The organism is Leifsonia sp. Root112D2, assembly GCF_001424905.1.
Taxonomy (GTDB): domain Bacteria; phylum Actinomycetota; class Actinomycetes; order Actinomycetales; family Microbacteriaceae; genus Root112D2.
Genome location: NZ_LMCU01000001.1, coordinates 2,689,385 through 2,710,057, shown reverse-complemented (window position 1 = coordinate 2,710,057; position 20,673 = coordinate 2,689,385). Strand labels below are relative to the sequence as shown.

Genomic DNA, 20,673 nt, shown 5'->3' with positions numbered 1-20,673 from the left:
CGCGGCCGGACAGTATGCGTGCCAGCAAGGCTAACCTAAGTGCCGTGCGGCGACATGCGCCAGACCGCGGCCAAGAATTTATCTTGACGTCGAGATAAATTCTATCATCGAAACGTCAGACTCTGTCGAAGACCAGACCGTGTCTGCGGGCAAAGCGATAGAAGAACTCGATGCCGAGTGAACCGGCGATCCCGACGACGAGGGCATAGCCCAACGCCGCGTCGACGAACACCGTCATCTCGAAGAATGCGCGCGTGAACGGCAGCACGCACACGAGTAGGAAGGCGATGGCCATCGCCGCGAGCAGGGCAATGCGGGCCAAGCTCAGCGGGCGGGCGAGCACACAGACGATCCAGAGGGAGACGCAGAACAGGGCGAGCGTTGTCGCGCTGCGTGCGGCATCCGGGGCCAAAGTGCTGTGCAGGGGAATGTAGGCGATGATGCACGTTGCCGCCGCGATGAATCCCGTCGGAATGGAATACAGCAGCACCCGGCGCAACACACCCGGTTGGTAGATGCGCCGGTTGGGAGTGAGGGCGAGAACGAACGACGGAATGCCTATCGCCAGGGTCGAGACCAGGGTGAGTTGCCGGGGCAGAAAGGGGAACCGCCACAGCACGATGGCACTGACAAGTGCGAGCACGATGCCGTAGACGGTCTTGGCCAGAAAGATGTTGGCGACGCGCTCCACGTTCGCTATGACCCGGCGGCCGAGCGCAAGCACGTCGGGCAGGCGGTCGAAGCGGTCGTCGAGCAGCACAAGTCGTGAAACGGCCTTGGTCGCCGCGGAAGCGGTTCCCATCGCGATGCCGAGATCGGCGCTTTTGATCGCCAGGGCATCGTTGATGCCATCTCCGGTCATTGCGACGGTGTGCCCGAGGCGCTGCATAATCTCCACGGCGGATCTCTTCTGCTCCGGTGCGACGCGACCGAAGGCATTCGTATCGCCGAGAGCCTCTTGCAGCGCCGTTTCGTCGGCGAGAGCAGCAGCGTCGGCGGTCCGACCGCCCAGGCCGAGGGAGTCGGCAACGGCAGAGACCGTGACGGGGCTGTCTCCCGACATGATGACCACGCGCACGCCCTGCTCGGCGAAATAGCGTAGCGTCGCGGGTGCCTCGGCGCGCACCGTCTCACGAAACGCGATCAGCGCCGCCGGCGTCAGGCTCGGTGCCTCGGGCTGCAGGAGCGTCGAATCGGGCAGGCCGTCGGCACAGCGTACGAGCGCGAGGGTACGGTGCCCCAGGGCCGCGAGAGAAGTGGCCTGCGCCAGTTCCGCAGGATGCGCTTCGAGCAGCCTCTCGGGAGCGCCGAGCAGCCATCCGGTTGTGACCCCGTCGACCACGAGCGAGACGCCGCTGAACCTGGCGCTCGAGGAGAACGGCACGCGGCGCTCGACCTGAATGCCCTCGGCCCGGAAATGCTCGGAGAGGATGCGTGCGGTGGCATTGGCCGCATCATCCGCACCGAACGCCGCGAGAGCGAGTTCAGAGGATTCGAGAGGCACGCCGGGCAACTCCACGATTCGATCAAAGGTGAGTTCCCCGGTGGTCAGGGTGCCGGTCTTGTCGAGGCAGAGCACATCGACGCGGGCGAGCACCTCCACGGCTGCAAGTTCCTGCACGAGCACCTTGCGCCGGGCGAGCTGCACGGCGGCCACCCCGAACGCCAGGCTGATCAACAGCACCAGTCCCTCGGGAATCATGCCGACCACGCTCGCCACCACGTCGACCACCGCGTGCCGCCACCGATCCTGCAACCACAACTCGTGCCAGCCGCCATAGGTGAAAATTCGACCGACGAGCGTGATCAGAATGAGCGGGCCGAGAATCCAGGAGATATAGACGAGGATGCGATTGGTCGCGTGCCGCAACTCCGAATGCACAAGCGAATGCCTGCGAATCTGGGCAGTGAGCCTGTGCGCATAGGAGTCGGCACCGACGGCCGTCACCACCGCGTAGCCGGTGCCCGCGAGCACGTGTGATCCGGAGAGCACCTGGGCATCAACGTCTTTGACGACGGGCTCCGACTCCCCCGTCAGCAGGGATTCATCGATGCTGAGCCCGACGCTCTCGACGATGCGGGCATCCGCCGGAAGCTGATCGCCGGGGCGCAGCACCAACAGGTCGTCGAGCACTACCGAGGCGAGGGGCACGCTCGTCACGACTCCGTCGCGCTTGACGGTGGCTTCGGGCGCGGCGAGCAGCGCAGCCTTATCAAGCACGATCTTGGCGCGCAGCTCCTGAACGATGCCGATGAGCGCGTTGACGACGACCACGCCGAAGAAGAAGCCGTCGCGCAGATCACCCAGCAGCGCGATGGCGATGAAACACGCCGTGAGAATGCCGTTGAACAGCGTGAAGACGTTCTCGCGCAGAATGTCTGCAACGGTTCGAGAGGTGGGCTGGGCGACATCGTTGCCCCTGCCCGAGGCATGGCGCTCTGCCACCTGCGCGCTGGTCAGGCCGTCCCGGCCCGGCGTCTGCGCCATGGCCTTAGGACTCGGCCCTCGTTGGCTTGGTCGGCGCGAAGACGGCTCGCACGACGAACCAGGTCACGAGCAGCAACGGAGCGTAGAGCGGAAGCCCCATCAACAGCTTGGCAATCGCGAGACCCTCGATATTGTGCGCGAAGTACAGCGGCAGTTCCACGGCAAGGCGCGCCGCGAACATGAGCAGCCACACCACCGTGACCAGTTGCATGATGCGGAACTGCGCACGATTCGCACGCCAGCTCACACCGACATCCATCAGAAATCCGGCGGCGAGGCCTATCAACGGCCAGCCGACGAGGATTGAGACGAGCAACGCCAGGCCGAATGCACCGTTGGTGAGCAGCCCCGGTATGAAATTGTCCTCGCCACGCCCCGTCAGCAACGCGAGAATTGCGGATGCCGCCACGCCGAGAAGGCCGGCGATCGCCTGCGTGACGGGCGTGCGCCCGATCAGCCGGATCACCGTGAAGACCACCGCGACGGCGACGGAGGCGCCGAGCGAGAGCGGCACATTCTTCGTGAAGGTGTAGATGATCAGAAAGACAAGGCCCGGCAGAATGGTCTCGGCGAGACCCCGCACGCCACCGAGAGCACCGAGCATGGCACGTCCGGTCGGCACATCGGAGTCGGTGAGTTGCCCGAGCCCGGACTTTCTCGCGGCCGCGGCCAGGCCTTCACCCAGTGCGGTCGGCACGTCGGAAGGACCGCGCCGGCTCGGCTCGGGACTCGATTCCTGGTCGTTGTCGGTCATGAATGTCGTACCTGGCTCAAATGGAGGCAGGGGCGTCGGGCAACGCGCCGGCAGGCGTGTCGGGCATCCGCAACGGAATCAGATCCCGCGGCGGCATCGGAGTGTTGCCACGCACCACGACGATGCTGCGAAAGAGGTCTTCAACAAGTGCGGCGGCCTCGGGCTGCACCGCAGCCTCGCCCGCGATCACGCCGCGAAGGAACCAGCGCGGGCCGTCCACACCGACAAACCGGGCCAGTCGAGTCTCCGCCGGCGATCCCGGTGCGGTGGCAACGGGAATTTCGGCAACCAGTTCGGGGCCGAAGACCCCGTCGCGCTCCGAGGTGCGGCCGCCCTGGCGTTCCACCTGCTCGGCGATCTGCGCGCGAATCTCGTGCCAGAGCCCGCTCGAACGCGGTGCGGCGAATGGCTGCACCTGCAGGCTCGAGTTGGCATAATCCAGCCCGACGGCCACAACGCGCTGGCTCTCCTCCTCGACCTCGAGGCGAAGGTGCAGACCCTCTCGCGGCAGAATCTTGACTCCGCCGAGGTCGACGTACGGCCGCACCGGGTTGGCCTCACTCTCGTCGAGTGGTCCGTCCAGTTCGCGGTTTTCGGGTGCCGACTTCTGCCAGTTGGCATCGTCGCCCGTGACGATATCGCTCACGCGTGTTCTCCTGACTGCGAAACGGTGTATCCGGTGGAACCGAATCCGGCCTCGCCCCTGTGACTTTCCGGAAGCTGCTGCACGGGAACGAACCGTGCCTGCACCACCGGCATGATGATCAGCTGCGCGATTCGATCGCCGACGGCGATAGCGTACGGCATCGTGGTGTCGGTATTCAGAATCGTCACGCGGATCTCGCCGCGGTAGCCGGCATCCACGGTGCCGGGTGAGTTCACGATGGTGATGCCGTGACGTGCGGCGAGACCGCTGCGAGGTACGACGAATGCCGCGTAGCCCTCGGGCAGGGCAATCGAGGTGCCCGTGCCCACGGTCGCACGGTCGCCCGGGGCAAGCGTTGCGGCCTCTGCTGCGCACAGATCCGCGCCGGCATCACCGGGATGCGCGTATGCGGGAACACGGGTCGCGATGATCGGAATGTCAACGGAATCGGTCACGTGTCGAGGGTAGTGCAGATATCTGATCGAATAGAGCCATGGTTCTGTATCGTGAACGGCTCTGGGCCGCACCGTGGCTGTACATTTCGACGGCTCTCGTCATACCGGCGAGCCTCATCGTCTTCGCACCCATCAACTTCACCGCAGGGGTGATCGTCGCCATCGTGCTCTACGCCGGATGCGTCGGGATGCTCCTCGCGTCCGCCCCGCTCATCGAGGTGAGTGGCGATTCGCTGCGTGCGGGCCGCGCCAGCATTCCCCTGCAGTTCATCGGTGAACCACACGGATACGGGGCGGAAGACGCGGTTCTTGAGCGGGGACAGCGCCTCGATGCGCGCGCGTGGCTGCTCATTCGCGGCTGGATCAAGCCAGTCGTCAAGGTGCCTATCCTGGATGCCTCGGACCCGGCGCCGTACTGGCTGCTGTCAACACGAAGCCCGGACCGACTGGTCCGGGCTCTTGGTGAGGCTCGTCGTTCTTCGGCGAAGGGTGACGCCGACGCCGCTTAGGCGGCGCACTCCGAGCAGATCGGTCCGAGCTTGGTCTGGTGGTCGATCTGCGAACGGTGCTTCACCAGGAAGCAGTTCACACAGGTGAACTCGTCAGCCTGGGGAGGCAGCACAACCACGTCGAGATCGAGGTCGGAGAGGTCTGCTCCGGGCAACTCGAACCCGCCGGGGTTGTCTGCGTCATCCACGTCGACAACACCGGACATCTTGTCCGGAACCCGCTCCTTTAACGCCTCGATCGACTCGGAGTCGTCCTCGGTTTTACGCGGTGCGTCGTAATCCGTTGCCATGCCCATCCACTTCTCGCCTCGGCTGCCGATCCATGCGATACGGCGGCCATAGTTTGCATCAATTGGGGACGAATAGCAAACCACTGATTTGCCTGCCGTCTCCTGTTGCATCATCAACTTGTGACGCGCCTGTCGTATTCCCCGGAAAACCGCAGCCATCATGACATCCTTGCCACGTACAGGGAGAGCTGTGGAGGCGTTTCATCATGCAGGATTTGACAGTCATCGGAGTAGAGAACGGTGCTCTCCTCGCCGCGAGCGACGACGGTGAACGTTACCGCATCGCCATCGACGAGGTTATGCAGTCGCGATTGCGCCAAAACAGGCCAGAATCGCAGCAGACAGGGCCCAAGCTCTCACCGCGCGAGGTTCAGGCACATATACGTTCCGGCATGTCCGCGGCCGATGTCGCGACGCTGACCGGTGCGTCGCTGGAGTACATCCAGCGTTTCGAGGGGCCGATTCTCGCCGAGCGCGAACATATCGTTGCATCCGCCCTGAGCGTTCCCGTGCACACGACCGCCGAGGTCGACCCGCTCGGCGAGTCCGCGACATTCGGCACCGTGATCCGCGAACGGCTGGCGTCGCTGAGCGCGTCGGGTGAGCGCTGGGCAAGCTGGAAAGAGCAGGAAAGCGGCTGGGTCGTCAAGTTGGCCTTCACCGCCGACGAGATCGACCATGACGCCCGCTGGGGCTTCGACACGCGCAAGCACGCTCTGTCGCCGTTGAACTCCGAGGCCACCACGCTTTCCCAGCAGGGAGAGTTGCAGGGCGCCCTGATTCCTCGGCTTCGGGTGGTGAGCCCGCGCTCGAACGAACCGGATGACTCGCGCTTCGACAGCGGAGCCTTCACCTTCGTGGATGACTCCCCCGAGAATTCGGCTCCGGACTCCGCGGCGATTCTCGAACAGGTCTCGCTGTCTCGCTCGGCGCCGGCATCCAATAACTCGATAGCCGTCACCGCCATCAAGAGGTCGGCCGACGACGGCAAGAAAGACGTTCACCAGACCGCCGATCTGCTCGAAGCGCTGCGCAAACGCCGCGGCGAGCGAGAGTCGGCGAGCTACTCGGAGGCAGACGAGGACACCGTGGAACGCCCCTCGGGACCACGCCTGATCGATGTGCCACTCGATGATTTCGACGAACTCGACGGCGGATCGACGGTCTCGCACGAGACGTCACCAGGTCTGCAGGCCCGTTCGAACGCGTCGGCGACGGGCCCGGTCAAGAAGGGGCGAGCGTCTATGCCGAGCTGGGACGAGATTGTGTTCGGTGCGCGCACCGACGACGACTTGGCTTGAGGCTCTTGTAGAGCGTGAGGCTCTCGCTGGCTTGAGTTTCTTGAGCTACCGCTCGTAGCCGCCCAGACGAATCAGGGGCACGCGAGTCTCCTCGTCGCTGAACGAGCCGTGCTGGCCGATCATGTCGCGGCTGGCCGTGTTCGTTTCGCGTGAGTCGTAGTAGGTCACGCGGCGTCGTGCCGCCACCATGACGTCTCCAATGCGCGGCAGCACCTCTGCGTCGACCTCGGCGCCGAACCAGCCCGCGGCGACCGCCTCGCTCCTCGTGGCTACCCAGGCGCGATCCCCCTCGATGTCGCGCCATCGCTCGGCGAGGGAATCGGCGTCACCGCTTGTGCCGCCCGGTTCGAGATGAAGGTGCAGGCAGCGCGGATCGCCGGCGACGTGGCGCACCCCCGCGACCAGCTCGGGCACGGTATCGAAGAGTATCTGGGCCTCGCGCGGCACGTCCAGCACGCCGTGATCGGCGGTGACGAGCGCAGACTCGCCCGCGCGCAGCCCTGCGCCGAGGGTGGACATCTCGGAATCGAGGGTCTCCAACTGCGCGAGCCAGGCATCCGACTGCCAGCCGTGCGCGTGGGCGGCGACGTCGAGCTCGTGCACATAGAGATAGATGAGCGCCTTGCCACCGCGATCCAGGATCGCGCGGGCGGCGGCGAAACGGTCGGAGATGCGATTGGCCGGCACATACTGCGCGCCGCGCAGCACGGCACGGGTGAACCCCGAGTCGCTGTGGCGGGCCTGGGCTATTGCATAGCTCGGTATCCCCTGGGCCGACGACTGTTCGAAGATCGTCGGATACCGCTGCCAGCGTGCCGGATCGAGGCGATCGTCCCAGCCGTTGAGCTGGTTGACCGTGCGGTCGTGTGCGGCGTCGAACACGCGATAGCCGACCAATCCATGCTTGCCCGGAGTCACCCCGGTGCACAGCGTTGCGAGGGCTGCGGCCGTCGTTGTGGGAAATCCGCTGGCGAGCGTGGACGTCTTCGACAGCCGGGCGCTCAGGTACCTGGCGTGTCCGCTGCGTGCACGCAGGGCTGCCGCGCCGAGTCCATCGACGACTATCACCACCGTGCGCTCGGTTCGTGGCAGGCTCATGGCGTTGTTCTGGCCATGAAGCGATGCCAAGGAACTTGGCAGAACGTCGGCAAGGCTCAATCCGTGGGAATACGGCGCCGGTAGCATGAGATCCATCGGGCTCAGTTTGCCATAGGCGACTGGACCCGCTCGCTTGTGCCCCGCGACACAGCCGGCAACACCGAATGGCCCGCCACCCAAGAATGACTCAATGAGCCCGACAGACGACACCACAGCAGTCAGTACCGAACGCATCGAAGACGTCGACGTGACGACGGAGATGCAGGGATCGTTCCTCGAATACGCCTATTCGGTGATCTACTCCCGTGCCCTCCCCGACGCGCGCGACGGGCTCAAGCCCGTGCAGCGTCGCATCCTGTACCAGATGGCCGAGATGGGGCTGCGTCCCGACCGCGGTCACGTGAAGTCCGCTCGCGTCACGGGTGAGGTCATGGGCAAGCTGCACCCGCACGGAGACAGCGCGATCTACGACGCGCTCGTGCGAATGGCCCAGGACTTCACCCTGCGGGTGCCCCTCATCGACGGTCACGGCAACTTCGGCTCGCTCGACGACGGGCCCGCGGCCGCACGGTACACCGAGGCTCGCTTGGCCGCCGCGGCGCTGGCCATGACCGAGAATCTCGACGAAGACGTCGTCGACTTCGTGCCCAACTACGACAACCAGCTGACCCAGCCGGAAGTGCTGCCCGCGGCGTTTCCCAACCTGCTCGTCAACGGAGCCAGCGGCATCGCGGTGGGCATGGCCACGAATATGGCCCCGCACAACCTCATCGAGGTGGTGGGGGCTGCCCGGCACCTGCTGGCGAATCCGGATGCCACGCTCGAGGACCTCATGGAGTTCGTGCCGGGCCCGGACCTGCCGACCGGCGGCACCATCGTCGGCCTGGCCGGCATTAAAGACGCCTACCTCAACGGCCGGGGCAGCTTCAAGACGCGCGCCCGCGTCGCGGTCGAGTCGATCACCGCCCGCAAGAGTGGTCTCGTCATCACGGAGCTGCCCTACCTGGTCGGCCCGGAGCGCGTGATCGAGAAGATCAAGGACGGCGTCACCGCCAAGAAGCTCAGCGGCATCTCGGACGTGACGGATCTGAGTGACCGCAGCAAGGGCCTGCGTCTCGTGATTGGCATCAAGACCGGTTTCAGCCCCGAGGCGGTGCTCGAGCAGCTCTACCGCTACACGCCGCTCGAGGACGGTTTCTCGATCAACAACGTGGCTCTCGTCGACGGCGGCCCACAGACGCTCGGCCTGCGCGAGTTGCTGCAGGTCTACGTGGACCACCGCATCGAGGTCGTCACCAGGCGATCCCGGTACCGTCTGGCCCGCCGGCGCGATCGCCTGCATCTCGTGGAGGGCCTCCTCATCGCGATCCTCGACATCGACGAGGTCATCCAGGTCATCCGCACGAGCGACGACACGGACCAGGCCCGCAGTCGCCTCATCGACGTCTTCGACCTCAGCACGCTGCAGGCTGAGTACATTCTCGAGTTGCGCCTGCGCCGACTCACCCGATTCGAGCGCATCGAACTCGAGGCCGAGCGCGACAAGCTGCGCGCCGAGATTGAGGCGCTCGAGCACCTGCTGGCGAGCGAGGCGCGCATCCGGGAACTGGTCTCCGACGAGTTGCAGGCGGTCGCCGAGAAGTTCGGCACACCACGTCGCACCCTGCTCACCGAAGCGCGTCCGTCGATCGCCACAGTGGGCTCGAAGCGTGGCGCGCCCGTGCTCGAGGTCGCCGACACGGCCTGCAGGGTGTTCCTCAGCGCCACCGGGCGCATCGCCCGCGTGGATGCCCAGCCCGACGACGACGGAGCGCTGGAGCGCATCATGGCCCCGGCCCGCCGCAGCAAGCATGACGCCATAGCCTCTTCGCTCACCACGACGAGCCGCACCGAGATCGGGGCGGTCACGAACCGTGGCCGCATCATCCGCTTCTCCCCCGTCGACCTGCCGGTGATGCCGGCCAATTCCATTCAGCTGGGCGCCGGAGTCAAGGTCGGTGCCTATCTCGCGCTCACCGATCGCTTGGAGCGTGTGCTCGCGATCGTCTCGCTCAGCGCCGACGAACCAATAGCCCTCGGCACGGCACAGGGCATCGTCAAACGTGTCACGCCGGGCGACTGGGCGAACCGGCCTGAATTCGAGATCATCTCGCTCAAGTCGGGCGACGCCGTGGTGGGCGCCGTGCACTCGCGCGACGGCGATGAACTCGTGTTCGTGGCGTCCGACGCCCAGCTACTGCGTTTTTCCGCGGGAGCGGTGCGTCCACAGGGTCGCACCGCCGGCGGCATGGCCGGCATCAAGCTCGGCGCGGATGCTCATGCCATCTTCTTCGGACGCGTCACCGCAGAAGAACAGGAGAGCGCCGTCGTCGCCACCGTCGCGTCGGGTTCCGAGACGCTGCTCGGGGTGGACCCCGGCAGCGCGAAGGTGAGCGCCTTCTCAGAATTTCCCGCGAAGGGCCGCGCAACCGGCGGCGTTCGGGCCCAGCGCTTCATCCGGGGTGAGAACCAGCTTGCGCTCGCCTGGGTCGGGCCGGCGCCCGCGCGTGCGGTGGGAGCTGACGGGGCGACGCGAACGCTGCCCGAATCGGGTGCGAAGCGCGACGCATCCGGCACGCCCCTCGACAGCGCCATCGGCGCCATAGGAACGTCTGTCGGCGCGTAAGGGTTTTAAGCGTCGATACGCTCGCGACTGAGCGTGTCGGAACTGTCGATGATGAACTCCTTGCGTGGGGGCACGTCGTTACCCATGAGCAGTTCGAACACCGTGGCCGCCTGCTCGGCGTCGGGAACACGCACCCGCCGCAGCGTGCGGTGCGCCCTATCCATGGTGGTGGTGGCGAGTTGGTCTGCATCCATCTCGCCGAGCCCCTTGTAGCGCTGAATGGGCTCCTGGTAGCGCTTGTTGCTGCGCTTCAGCCCGGCGAGCACCTTCGTGAGCTCCGCCTCGGAGTAGGTGTAGATGGTCTCGTTCGGCTTGCTGCCCGGGTTGACGACCACGACGCGGTGCAGTGGCGGCACGGCAGCAAAGACGCGCCCCTCCTCGATCATCGGCCGCATGTAACGGAAGAACAGCGTGAGCAGCAGAATGCGGATGTGCGCACCATCGACATCCGCGTCGCTCATGATGATGACCTTGCCGTAACGCGCCTGCGAGAGGTCGAAACTGCGGCCGCTACCCGCACCGATCACCTGGATGATCGACGCGCACTCGGCGTTGCCGAGCATGTCGGCGACGGATGCCTTCTGCACGTTGAGGATCTTGCCGCGGATCGGCAACAGCGCCTGGTGCTCGCTGTCCCTGGCTCGCCGTGCCGTACCGAGCGCGGAATCGCCCTCGACGATGAACAACTCGCTGTTGCCGACATCGTTCGAGCGGCAGTCGACGAGCTTGGCGGGCAGCGACGAGGTCTCGAGCGCGTTCTTGCGCCGTTGCGTCTCCTTGTGCGCGCGGGCAGAGATGCGTGACTTCATCTCGGCGACGACCTTGTCGAGCAGCAGGGCGGACTGGGCCTTGTCGTCGCGCTTGCTCGAGGAGAAACGCTCGCCCATTGCCTTCGCCACCACCTGCGCCACTATCGCGCGGGCGGCGGGAGTTCCGAGTACCTCCTTGGTCTGGCCCTCGAACTGCGGTTCGGGAAGGCGCACGGTGAGCACGGCGGTGAGCCCGGCGAAAATATCGTCCTTGTCGAGCTTGTCGTTGCCCGCCTTCAGTCGGCGCGCGTTCTGCTCGACCTGCTGGCGCAGGAACTTGAGCATGCCAGCGTCGAAGCCGGCCTGGTGGCTGCCGCCCTTGGGCGTGGCGATGATGTTGACGAAACTGCGGATGACGGTGTCGTAGCCCGTGCCCCAACGCAGGGCGATATCGACCTGGCAGTCACGCTGCAACTCGGTCGGAATCATGGCGCCGCTGTCGGAGAGCACGGGCACCGTCTCGGTGAAGGTGCCGTCGCCCGTGAGGCGCCACGTGTCGGTGATGGCGGTGTCGGGTGCCAGAAAATCGACGAACTCGGAGATTCCGCCCTGGTAGCTGAACTCCTCGACGAGCTTCTCTTCGCCGCGGTCATCGGTGATGTGCAGCTTCAGGCCGGGCACGAGGAAGGCGGTCTGCCGGGCCCGCCCGAGCATGTCCTCGGTCTGGAACTCGGCGCCCTTGGTGAAGATCTGCCGATCCGCCCAGTACCGGATGCGTGTGCCCGTGACACCCTTCGCGACCTTGCCGACCACGCGCAGTTCGCTCTTCTTCTCGAACGGCGTGAACGGGGCATCCGGGCTCACCCCATCGGTATCCGCGAAGATGCCGGGCTCACCGCGGTGAAAGGACATGGCCCAGGTCTTGCCATCACGGTCGACCTCGACATCGAGTCGCTCCGAGAGCGCGTTGACGACGGATGCGCCCACGCCGTGCAGGCCGCCGGAGGACGTGTACGAGCCCGAACCGAACTTGCCGCCGGCGTGCAGCTTGGTGAAGACCACCTCGACGCCGCTGAGCCCGGTCTTCGGCTCGATGTCGACGGGGATTCCGCGGGCCTTGTCACGCACCTCGACGCTGCCATCGGAGTGCAGCACGATGTCGATGTCGTTGCCGTGACCGCCCAGGGCCTCATCGACGGAGTTGTCGATGATCTCCCAGAGGCAGTGCATCAGGCCTCGGGAGTCGGTGGACCCGATATACATGCCGGGCCGTTTACGCACGGCCTCCAGCCCCTCGAGTACCGACAGATGCCTCGCGGAATAGTCCGAACTCGCCACCAATGCTCCCTGCACGCTGTGTACGCCGCGCAGCTTTCGAATATAAGGCGGACTGCGTGCGGCCAGAACTCAAGCGTAGTCAGGGATCGGCGCTGCCAGCGGCATCGACACCCGTGCGCGCGCGAGCCGACCGGTAAGTCGGTGCACAGGCTACGCGGTGAGCGAAAATACCGGCCTCAATGGCATATTCACGGCGCGAACGTGCTTGACTGAGGTAACCGAGTTGAACGGTTCGGGGTGAGGAGGAAAATCTGATGTCTACGATTACCGCGGAAAACGGTGCGGTCGACGAACTTCCTGCCGGCCCCCAGCTCACGGCGGCAGACCGCTGTGACGCCTGTGGAGCGCAGGCTTATGTGCGTGTTGAGGTAGCCAACGGCGAGTTGCTGTTCTGCGCCCACCACGCCAAGAAGCATCAGGAGAAGCTCTCGAGCATCGCTACGAGCTGGCACGATGAGTCCAGCCGCCTGTTCGACGAACAGCGCGCCTGAAGCCACAGCGCGCGAGTTCGCGCACGACGCACGACCAACGGGATCGCTGAGGCGATCCCGTTGCTCGTTTGCGGTCAGGTCGTTTCCGGTGAATCGCCGACGTATCGCCGAGGCACCCTGGCCGCGATGCGCGCGGCTATCTCGTCGCCGAGTGTTGCAGTGAGGTCCCCCCACTGCCGCACCGTCTGCTCACCGAGGCTGCCGTCTCCGAACAACACGGCCTGATCGCCGACGCTGACATCCGAGCCGGTCACCTTAAGTGTCAGGCTGTCGCGTTGAACATCGACGATGCGATGCCGCACGCCACCCACCGAAACTTCTACCTTGCCCGCAACGTTGCGCGGCACACCGTCGCCGTAGCCGGCGGAGACCCAGGCGTGTGCTGTTCCATCGGCTGCAACACGCGAGCCGAGCACTTGGGCGCGCAGCGACATGACGGGCGTCAGGCCGATCTCGGCGGGTGTCACCCCGTCGATAGAGGGTATGCCCCAGCAGTGGCCGCCCATTCGCACCATATCGAGCCGTACATCTGCGCGCCGTAGCCCGGCCGAACTCGCGGCCAGGTGCCGCACCGCGACGGTCGCGCCGAGCTCGCGCGCAACGGAAACGCCGTCGAGGAGGCGCTCGAGCGACAGGGTGTCTTCCTCCTCGGATGCCTCAGCGATATGCGTCCACACGGCGTGCGTGCGCACGAGTCCGGCGCGCTCCAGTCTCACCGCGGCGTCGACGAGCGCCGGCCAGTCTGCGTCTGTGGCGCCGTTGCGGTGCAGGCCGGTGTCGAGTTTGAGGTGCAGGCGCGGCGCGACGAAACCAGTAGTGTGCACGAGTGTTCGCGCGGCATCCGCTATGCCAGCCAACTCGGAGACGCTCGAGACCCCCAGATCTATTCCTGCGCGGATGGCCGGGGCGAAGTCTTCGCCGGGCGGGTAGAGCCACGACAGGATGGTGACCTCGTCGCCGATTCCGGCCTCGCGCAGCTCAAGTGCGGTGTCGAGGTCAAGGGCGCCAATGGCGCGCACGCCACGCGACACGGCGTGTCGGGCGACTCTCACACGCCCGTGACCGTACGCGTTCGCCTTGACGACGACCATCAGTTCTGCGGGAGCGACCGTCGAACGCAGATGATCGATGTTGGCGCTCAGCGCATCGAGATTGATGACCGCCTCAACCAGCGGAGCGCTCATGCGGGTTCCCCTTTCGCGTAGCGGTGTACGCGAGCGCTCAATCGCGTAGTGATCTCTGCACTGTGCGTGTCCAGCGTGCGTGCGTGCTGCACAGCGGTCGGTTCACCGCGAGACGCGTCGCCGAGCACGGTAGCCTCCGTGCCGAGCGAGGGTGCAGCGACATCGCCGAGATCGAGCATGAACGCGTCCATCGCCACCCGGCCGGCAATGGTGTGCGTTGCGCCGTCTACTGCCGCTGTGGCCGTGTTGCTCGCCGCGCGCGAAAGTCCGTCGCCGTAGCCGAGCGGCACGAGCGCAAGCGTGGTCTCGCTCGCGGTGCGGTAGGTGTAACCGTAGCTGACGCCCTCATCGATGCCGGCCCGTTTCGTGGCCGTGACGGGCGCCCACAGACGCATGACGGGTGGCAGAGCATCCACGTCGTCGCCTTCGCTGACTCCGAAGAGTTCAGCACCGATGGGAGCCACGGCAGGGAGAACCGTTATTCCGAGGCGGGCCGCGTCGGCAATCATGATCGACAGTTCGGTGTCATCGAATCCCGGGATGCCACTGCCGCCATCAGCTACCAACACCAGGGCCCGCACCCCCGCGGCGACGCTGCGATGGTATTCGGAGCGGGAGCGAACCGCCGGCGTGATCTTCAGAGATACGGCGCGGTCGAAACCCTCGTCGGAGGCGTGCTGGGTCGTGATGATGAGGGCATCGGGAGCCAGCGCGCGGAGCTGAACCGCATCGTCGACCCGGGCCACCACGAAGGCATCTATCCCCGACTCGACGAGCGCCGGCACCACGACAGCGAGACCGTGGCCCCAGGCATCCGCACCGACATCGACCAACAGCGGCTCGCCCAATCCCTCGCGCACAGTGGCGACGTTCTGCGCGAGGCGCTCCAGATCGATCTCCGCTTCGCGGAACGGGACCGCCCGCACGGGCAGGCCGGTCATGCCGCCGCCCTGACGCGGAGGATGGCTCATGCGCCGATGATCTTCTCGAATCGCGGGCGGGTTCCCCTGCGGATGCCTGTCACCGAGGGCTTGTGCTCGTAGATGCCCGGCAGCCAGTTTCCCTCCACCACGAGAGGACCCTCCGCGCCGATGACGAAGTCCCAGCCGACATACGGCATCTCGGGCACGAGGCGGCCGATCCCGCCGATCAGCGTTTTGAGTTCCTCGACGAGCGGCAGCTGGAAATCGGGGATCGAGACGCCGGACTCCGGGTGCGTCGGAAAGCTGTTCGTGTTCTTGCCCGTGTGCCCCACGCCGAAGGAGTGTCCGTTTTCGTCGAGCATCGTGTAGAAGCCGCCGGAGATGGGCTGATCGCTCACGGAACCGCGGCCGAACTTCTGTGCCCACGAGAGTATGTGAACGTCGGTGCCGTCGAAAAAGGTGTTGACCCGCGTCGTGTTGACCGTTCCGGGGCAGACGGCGGCGAGATCGGGATGCTGGGTGATGTTCTCCTCAAGCAGGATCTGGCCCTTGTCTCGCAGCTCCGTCAAGAACGCCTCCCAGTCGGTCACCTCGGCAACGACATAGCGTTCGACGCCCTGCCCCGCCTGGCCGAGCGGTGCCTTGCCGATGACGAACTCATAGCGCTGCGCGAAGTCTCGCACGTCGTCGGGCGTGCTGGTACGCAGGTCGAGCCACTCCCGGCCGAGATAGGCACCGAAGGTGTGATTGAACGCGATCTTGTCGTGAAAGAGCGAGCGTTTCGACACCGCGTCGTATTTCATCGCGATGTGGTTCGAAATGGGCGAGGTCATGAACGTGCGCCGCTCGGCGCGATTCAGCATCGCAAAATCGAGCTCGAAATAGTCATTGAATGCCGTGTCGCGAAACGCCGCCGACCAGATCATGTCGAGGAAGACCGCAGGGGCCCAGCGACCGTGCTGCTGTGCCGCAATGCGCGCGCGCTCCGCCACAGAGCGCAGGTTCAGACCCTTGGCCCGCTCGATGAAGAAGCCGATTCGATTCTTCACTCCGAGGTGCATGCGGGCCATTCGATGATCCTTCGTGTCGTCTGTACTCGTCGTTCGCGCGGTGGGTGCCCGCTGCTGCTACCGAACGCGGCGAATGATGCCCATCGGCGTGCTCTCGTGGCCCTGTCCCAGCGGGTTGTCCTTCAGGATGCGCTCCACCATGCGATCACCGGCACGATCGACCGTCGAACCGAGCACGTTGCCGCCGATGTCGTTGATGTCCACGACGAACACATCCACGGGCCGGAAGAGAGCGGCACGCAGGCGTGCCGCCGCGGCGCGTGGGCGATCGGGAGCCAGAACGACCTGGGAGTTGTACGGCGGAATGGTGCCGCTGGTTGGTCCGTCGATTCCACGGGCCTTGGGCCCCGCGACGCGATAGAAGTCTCCATGGCGTCCGAACAACTTGGTGACGGCGGAGACCGCTGCGGCGAGCAGGATGCGCGGCGTACCGCATTCGCGCAGCGCCATCTCCATGGTCTCTGGCATGCCGAGTCCGATGCCGTATGGCGTCTTGACAACATACTTCGAGAGCCTCAGCGCCAGCTTGCGCGGTGTGATCGAATCCATCGGATAGGAACGCCCCTGGGTGATGGCGACGATCTTCTCGGTGACAAACAGGATGTCGCCGTCTTCCAGGCTGCCGTCGGCGAAGGTCGTCACGATCTCCACGATGTCGTCATCCGGCCCGACCAATCGGGTCTTGAGCGGGATTCTGAGATAACGAACGCCGTCGATCTCTGTCTCGAGGCTCTTGCCCGGGTTCGCTTCAGCGACCATCGCGCTGCGTTCCTCTCCTGATCACCACTGCCACATCACAGGCCTTCCTGGGCCCGTGTTTACTCGAGCCGGTGTCTACTCAAGATAATCGCGCAGCGACTGCGACCGCGAGGGGTGGCGCAGCTTGGCCATCGTCTTCGACTCGATCTGACGGATGCGCTCACGCGTCACCCCGAAGGTGTCACCAATCTGGTCGAGAGTCTTGGGCATGCCGTCGCCCAGTCCGAAGCGCATGCGAATGACGCCGGCCTCCCGCTCGGAGAGCGAGTCGAGCAGGCTCTCCAGCTGCTTCTGCAGCATCGTGAAGCCCACGGCGTCGGCCGGAACGACGGCCTCAGTGTCTTCGATCAAGTCACCGAACTCGCTGTCGCCGTCCTCGCCGAGCGGGGTGTGCAGCGAGATGGGCTCGCGCCCGTACTTCTGCACCTCCACGACCTTCTCGGGGGTCATGTCGAGCTCGCGGCTCAGCTCCTCGGGCGTGGGTTCACGACCGAGATCCTGCAGCATCTGGCGCTGCACGCGTGCCAGCTTGTTGATGACCTCGACCATGTGCACCGGAATGCGGATGGTGCGGGCCTGGTCGGCCATCGCGCGGGTGATCGCCTGACGGATCCACCAGGTGGCGTAGGTGGAGAACTTGAAGCCCTTGGTGTAGTCGAACTTCTCGACCGCACGGATGAGGCCCAGATTGCCCTCCTGGATCAGGTCGAGGAACTGCATGCCCCGTCCGGTGTAACGCTTGGCGAGAGAGACAACCAAGCGCAGGTTTGCACCCAGCAGGTGACTCTTGGCACGCTGCCCGTCGCGGGCGACCCACTTGAGCTCACGCGTGAGTTCCTTGCTCATACTCGACGTGTTGGCGAGCTTGTCCTCGGCGAACAGGCCGGCCTCGATGCGCATGGCCAGCTCGACCTCTTCGGCCGCGTTGAGCAGAGCGACTTTACCGATCTGCTTCAGGTAGTCCTTGACCGGATCGGCTGTGGCGCCGGTGATGGCGGCCGAGTAGACCGGAATATCGTCATCTTCGTCGACCGCGCGCAGAACGAGCGCGCCTGTCGGCAGCGGCTCGGTGGTGCCACCGTTGCCCGAGTCGTCGTCATCGTCGGCGTCGACCGCGGCGGCATCAATCTCGTCTTCGGAAATCTCGCTGGTGGGCTCATCGCTCGAGCCAGCCTTCTTACGGGCGCGGCCCTTGGGCGCGGACTCGGCGACGGGTGCCTTGGAGGCGGCGGTCTTCGTCGTGACGGCACTCTTCGTTTCCGCCGGCTTCTTTGCGGCGGGAGCCTTCTTCGCTGCCGCGGTGGTCTTCGTTGCAGTGGATGTCTTCGACGGCGCAGCCGCCGTCTTTTTTGCTGTCGTGGTTGCCATGGGAACACCTTTCAGACCGGGCACAGGCGATACTTTCGAAGCGCGGGAGGGGCCAGGCTCAGGTTGCATGTGAACATTACTAAGACCCATGTCAAGTCCTGAGTCTCAATCGCGACCGATACATGATCGATCGCACCCAGGATATGAACGGGTCCAGAATCAATTATTGCATGCTTTCGAGTTGAACCCTGCCACCGGCCCGGGCCACTTCACGACGAGCTCCGCCTGCGCCATCGTTCCACAAGTGCAACCCACAGCGGCCCCACCTCTATTCCCTCGTCGTCTGAGAGCTGGCGCCGTGTGCGCCGCCTGGCGCGCACAAGAAAAACGACTCCGATTCCTATCACGACGTATTCAATGGCGAACGCCCAGCGAAAGGAACTGAGCGCGTAGAGATCGGATGCCGCCCCGCCAGCCACACGAATCGCATTCTGCGTATCCATGGCGATTCCTATCAGGAACATCATCACGAAACTCGCCAGAAAGCCGCCGACGTTCACGATGCCGTTCGCGGAGCCGAGGCTGTGCAGGGGATTGAACGTTCGCGCGAAGTCGAAGCCGATGAGCGATCCGGGGCCGCCGATCCCCATCGCCACGAGCAGAAGCACGATCAGCCAGAACGGTGGCGTGCCCGGCCAGAGCAGCACGAAGGCCCAGGCCACTCCGACAAGCAGCACGATGGCGAGCACGATGTTGCTGCGCCGCAGGGGAAAGCGCGCAGTCATGAGTCCGAGAAGGGGGCCGACGATCACACCGGCAGCCACCATCACGATGAGAGCGGCGGCCGCATCCCCCGCGTCGTAGCCGAGCCCGTAGACCATGAAGGGAAAGCCCCACATCAGGCTGAAGACGGTGCCGGATGACTGGGTGGTGAAATGCGACCAGAACCCCAGTTGGGTGCCCGGTCGTTTCAGGCTCACCCGCAGCGCCCGCAATGCTTCGGGCCAGCTCGCCGGCCGCGGACCCTCACGTGAACTCTTCGGCCGGTCCGTTATGACGATGACGATGCCGATGAAAGCCAGGACCGACAGGGATGCCGCAGACAGAAACGCGGTGGTCCAGCCGGCCTGGTGCAGCACCAGTGCGAACGGGATGGCCGAGAGCACCTGGCCGAACTGACCGATGTTGCCTATCCACTGGGAGAGCTGGGGCACAATGCGGCCCTGGAACCAGGAACTCGTGAGCCGCATCAGGGAGGTGAACACCGTCGCGTCTCCGGCACCGACCAGCACGCGTCCGAGAATCGCGACGCCTATCGTCGGCGCAATGGCCACGGTCACCTGACCCACGACCATCAGCGCGGTTCCGACGGCCATCAACCATCGCGATCCGACCCTGTCGATCAGCACGCCGACGGGAACCTGCATGACGGCATAGACGACGATCTGGAGCACGGCCAGGGTCGACAGAACCGACGCCGTGCTGTGGAAGCGATCGGTGGCCGCGACACCGGCAACGCCTATCGTCGTGCGCTGCATGACGGCGATGAGATAGGCCAGAACCCCGACCCCGAAGATCAGCCAGGATCGTCGGGAGTTCACCTGACTAATCTAGCCAATTCCGTCTCGACCAAAAAACCCTTGACGGGCACGTCAGCGCGCGGTACCCGTCTCGTCATCACCGTGTCGACGAAACGCGAGGAAGTTCTCGAGTTCGGCCGCTATCTCGTCGGCAGAGGGCAGTTCGCCGTCGACATCCGTCAGCGGCGAATGGATCGGGCTGTCCGCCATGTAGGCGTCGTGGCGTTCCTCGAGGGTGCCGACAAGCCGACCCAGTTCACCGTTCGCCGCGACCTGTTCGTCGATGTTCGCGATGAAGTCCCTGTCTTGCTGTCGCAGGCTGTCCGTCGGAAAGATGAGACCCGTCGCGGCGCCGATGCTTTCCAGCGCGGTGATTGCGGCCGCCGGATACTCGGTGTCGGCCAGGTAGTGAGGAATCAGGAGGACGAAGCCGGCGATCGGATAGCCCAGCTGCTGCATGCGGTATTCGAGCAGGTGCAGCGCGTTGGACGGAACCTGGGTGTGCGGCCGCCACACCGACATGCTCTCAATGAGCTCGGCGCGGTTGCCGCTCACGGTGAGACCTATCGGCCGGGTATGCGGCACGGGCATGGGAATGGAGTGCACCCACGTGGCGCTCTTCACCTTGTAACGGTCGAGCAGCTCGAGCACGGCGGCGGTGAAGCGCTCCCACTGGAAGTCGGGCTCGAACCCGGTCAGAAGCAGGAAGGGCTGGTGCAACTCGTCATACGCGAGATACAGCTTGAGGGTCGCCGGCTGGTAGTCGCTGAGGTGATCCTGATCGAAGTAGATCGTGGGCCGCCGTGCGCGATAGTCGAGCAGAATGTCGGCGTCGAACGTCGCGACATCCGTGTGTTCAAGAGTGGAAAGCAGATGGCTGCTGAACTGGGTGACTCCCGAGCCGGCGTCCGCGAAACCCGTGAGGCCGGCGACGAGGTGCAGGCCCTCGGGAACCCTGTCGATGTCGGGGTTCAACTCATACAACTCGCTGGGTTCGCGCATGCATTAACTCTAATCGTCGGTCTCTGCACGAGGCCCGCAGAAGACGCCCGCTGAGCCACGCCC

The 20,673-nt window shown here is 65.1% G+C and carries 18 protein-coding genes; 4 read left to right on the top strand and 14 right to left on the bottom strand.

Translation table 11 applies throughout. The annotated features are described in order from the left end of the window. Window positions 1-115: 115 nt before the first annotated feature. The 4 genes from ASC63_RS12660 to dut are packed head-to-tail and all read right to left on the bottom strand — an operon-like array spanning window position 116 to window position 4,343. Complete coding sequence (locus ASC63_RS12660) at window positions 116-2,488, bottom strand: HAD-IC family P-type ATPase (protein ID WP_055813921.1); 2,373 nt, start codon at window positions 2,486-2,488, stop codon at window positions 116-118. A gap of 4 nt (window positions 2,489-2,492) precedes the next feature. After that, on the bottom strand, window positions 2,493-3,242 hold the full coding sequence (locus ASC63_RS12655; protein ID WP_055813918.1) for a DUF3159 domain-containing protein: 750 nt from the start codon (window positions 3,240-3,242) through the stop codon (window positions 2,493-2,495). Window positions 3,243-3,258: 16 nt separating this feature from the next. Continuing rightward, complete coding sequence (locus ASC63_RS12650; protein ID WP_055813915.1) at window positions 3,259-3,888, bottom strand: DUF3710 domain-containing protein; 630 nt, start codon at window positions 3,886-3,888, stop codon at window positions 3,259-3,261. Next, window positions 3,885-4,343 carry a dUTP diphosphatase gene (gene dut, locus ASC63_RS12645; protein ID WP_055813912.1) on the bottom strand — a complete coding sequence of 153 codons (459 nt, stop codon included), beginning with the start codon at window positions 4,341-4,343 and terminating at the stop codon, window positions 3,885-3,887. The genes ASC63_RS12650 and dut overlap by 4 nt, the downstream gene beginning before the upstream one ends. Before the next feature lie 38 nt (window positions 4,344-4,381). Here dut and ASC63_RS12640 point away from each other — a divergent pair, with 38 nt between their 5' ends. After that, window positions 4,382-4,852: a DUF3093 domain-containing protein gene (locus ASC63_RS12640; protein ID WP_055813909.1), complete on the top strand. Its 471-nt coding sequence runs from the start codon at window positions 4,382-4,384 to the stop codon at window positions 4,850-4,852. Here ASC63_RS12640 and ASC63_RS12635 read toward each other — a convergent pair. After that, entirely contained in the window at window positions 4,849-5,142 is a 294-nt protein-coding gene (locus ASC63_RS12635; RefSeq protein ID WP_055815499.1) for a DUF4193 domain-containing protein, read from the bottom strand. The genes ASC63_RS12640 and ASC63_RS12635 overlap by 4 nt on opposite strands. 206 nt (window positions 5,143-5,348) lie before the next feature. Between ASC63_RS12635 and sepH the strand changes: the two genes are divergently transcribed. Continuing rightward, the gene (gene sepH / locus ASC63_RS12630) at window positions 5,349-6,443 is read left to right on the top strand and encodes a septation protein SepH (RefSeq protein WP_055813908.1); all 1,095 of its coding nucleotides are present in this window, start codon (window positions 5,349-5,351) and stop codon (window positions 6,441-6,443) included. Window positions 6,444-6,488: 45 nt separating this feature from the next. Here sepH and ASC63_RS12625 read toward each other — a convergent pair whose 3' ends face one another. After that, window positions 6,489-7,541: an alkaline phosphatase family protein gene (locus ASC63_RS12625; protein ID WP_235492241.1), complete on the bottom strand. Its 1,053-nt coding sequence runs from the start codon at window positions 7,539-7,541 to the stop codon at window positions 6,489-6,491. A gap of 190 nt (window positions 7,542-7,731) precedes the next feature. Here ASC63_RS12625 and ASC63_RS12620 point away from each other — a divergent pair, with 190 nt between their 5' ends. After that, window positions 7,732-10,206 carry a DNA gyrase/topoisomerase IV subunit A gene (locus ASC63_RS12620; RefSeq protein WP_055813902.1) on the top strand — a complete coding sequence of 825 codons (2,475 nt, stop codon included), beginning with the start codon at window positions 7,732-7,734 and terminating at the stop codon, window positions 10,204-10,206. A 5-nt stretch (window positions 10,207-10,211) separates the two neighbouring features. On the opposite strand, the gene ASC63_RS12615 is transcribed toward ASC63_RS12620, so the two are convergent. Next, window positions 10,212-12,293: a DNA gyrase/topoisomerase IV subunit B gene (locus tag ASC63_RS12615; protein ID WP_055813898.1), complete on the bottom strand. Its 2,082-nt coding sequence runs from the start codon at window positions 12,291-12,293 to the stop codon at window positions 10,212-10,214. A gap of 254 nt (window positions 12,294-12,547) precedes the next feature. Here ASC63_RS12615 and ASC63_RS12610 point away from each other — a divergent pair, with 254 nt between their 5' ends. Next, window positions 12,548-12,784 (top strand): DUF7455 domain-containing protein, encoded by a 237-nt coding sequence (locus ASC63_RS12610; protein ID WP_055813895.1) that lies wholly within the window; start codon window positions 12,548-12,550, stop codon window positions 12,782-12,784. Window positions 12,785-12,858: 74 nt separating this feature from the next. Here ASC63_RS12610 and ASC63_RS12605 read toward each other — a convergent pair whose 3' ends face one another. The 7 genes from ASC63_RS12605 to ASC63_RS12575 all read right to left on the bottom strand — a co-directional run bounded on the left by ASC63_RS12605 (window position 12,859) and on the right by ASC63_RS12575 (window position 20,610). Beyond that, entirely contained in the window at window positions 12,859-13,968 is a 1,110-nt protein-coding gene (locus ASC63_RS12605) for an alanine racemase (RefSeq protein WP_055813893.1), read from the bottom strand. After that, a complete protein-coding gene (locus ASC63_RS12600) occupies window positions 13,965-14,939 on the bottom strand; it encodes an alanine racemase (protein ID WP_055813891.1) in 975 nt (324 codons plus the stop codon). Before ASC63_RS12600 ends, ASC63_RS12605 begins: the two co-directional genes overlap by 4 nt. After that, window positions 14,936-15,961, bottom strand: coding sequence for a sugar-transfer associated ATP-grasp domain-containing protein (locus ASC63_RS12595; RefSeq protein WP_055813887.1), 1,026 nt, complete (start codon window positions 15,959-15,961; stop codon window positions 14,936-14,938). The genes ASC63_RS12600 and ASC63_RS12595 overlap by 4 nt, the downstream gene beginning before the upstream one ends. A gap of 57 nt (window positions 15,962-16,018) precedes the next feature. Next, on the bottom strand, window positions 16,019-16,720 hold the full coding sequence (locus ASC63_RS12590) for a coenzyme F420-0:L-glutamate ligase (protein WP_055813886.1): 702 nt from the start codon (window positions 16,718-16,720) through the stop codon (window positions 16,019-16,021). A 75-nt stretch (window positions 16,721-16,795) separates the two neighbouring features. After that, window positions 16,796-18,157, bottom strand: coding sequence for an RNA polymerase sigma factor (locus tag ASC63_RS12585; RefSeq protein WP_442915058.1), 1,362 nt, complete (start codon window positions 18,155-18,157; stop codon window positions 16,796-16,798). 140 nt (window positions 18,158-18,297) lie between these two features. Beyond that, complete coding sequence (locus tag ASC63_RS12580) at window positions 18,298-19,629, bottom strand: MFS transporter (RefSeq protein ID WP_055813880.1); 1,332 nt, start codon at window positions 19,627-19,629, stop codon at window positions 18,298-18,300. Between the two features lie 51 nt (window positions 19,630-19,680). Then, window positions 19,681-20,610, bottom strand: coding sequence for a proteasome assembly chaperone family protein (locus tag ASC63_RS12575; protein ID WP_055813877.1), 930 nt, complete (start codon window positions 20,608-20,610; stop codon window positions 19,681-19,683). Window positions 20,611-20,673: the final 63 nt, after the last annotated feature.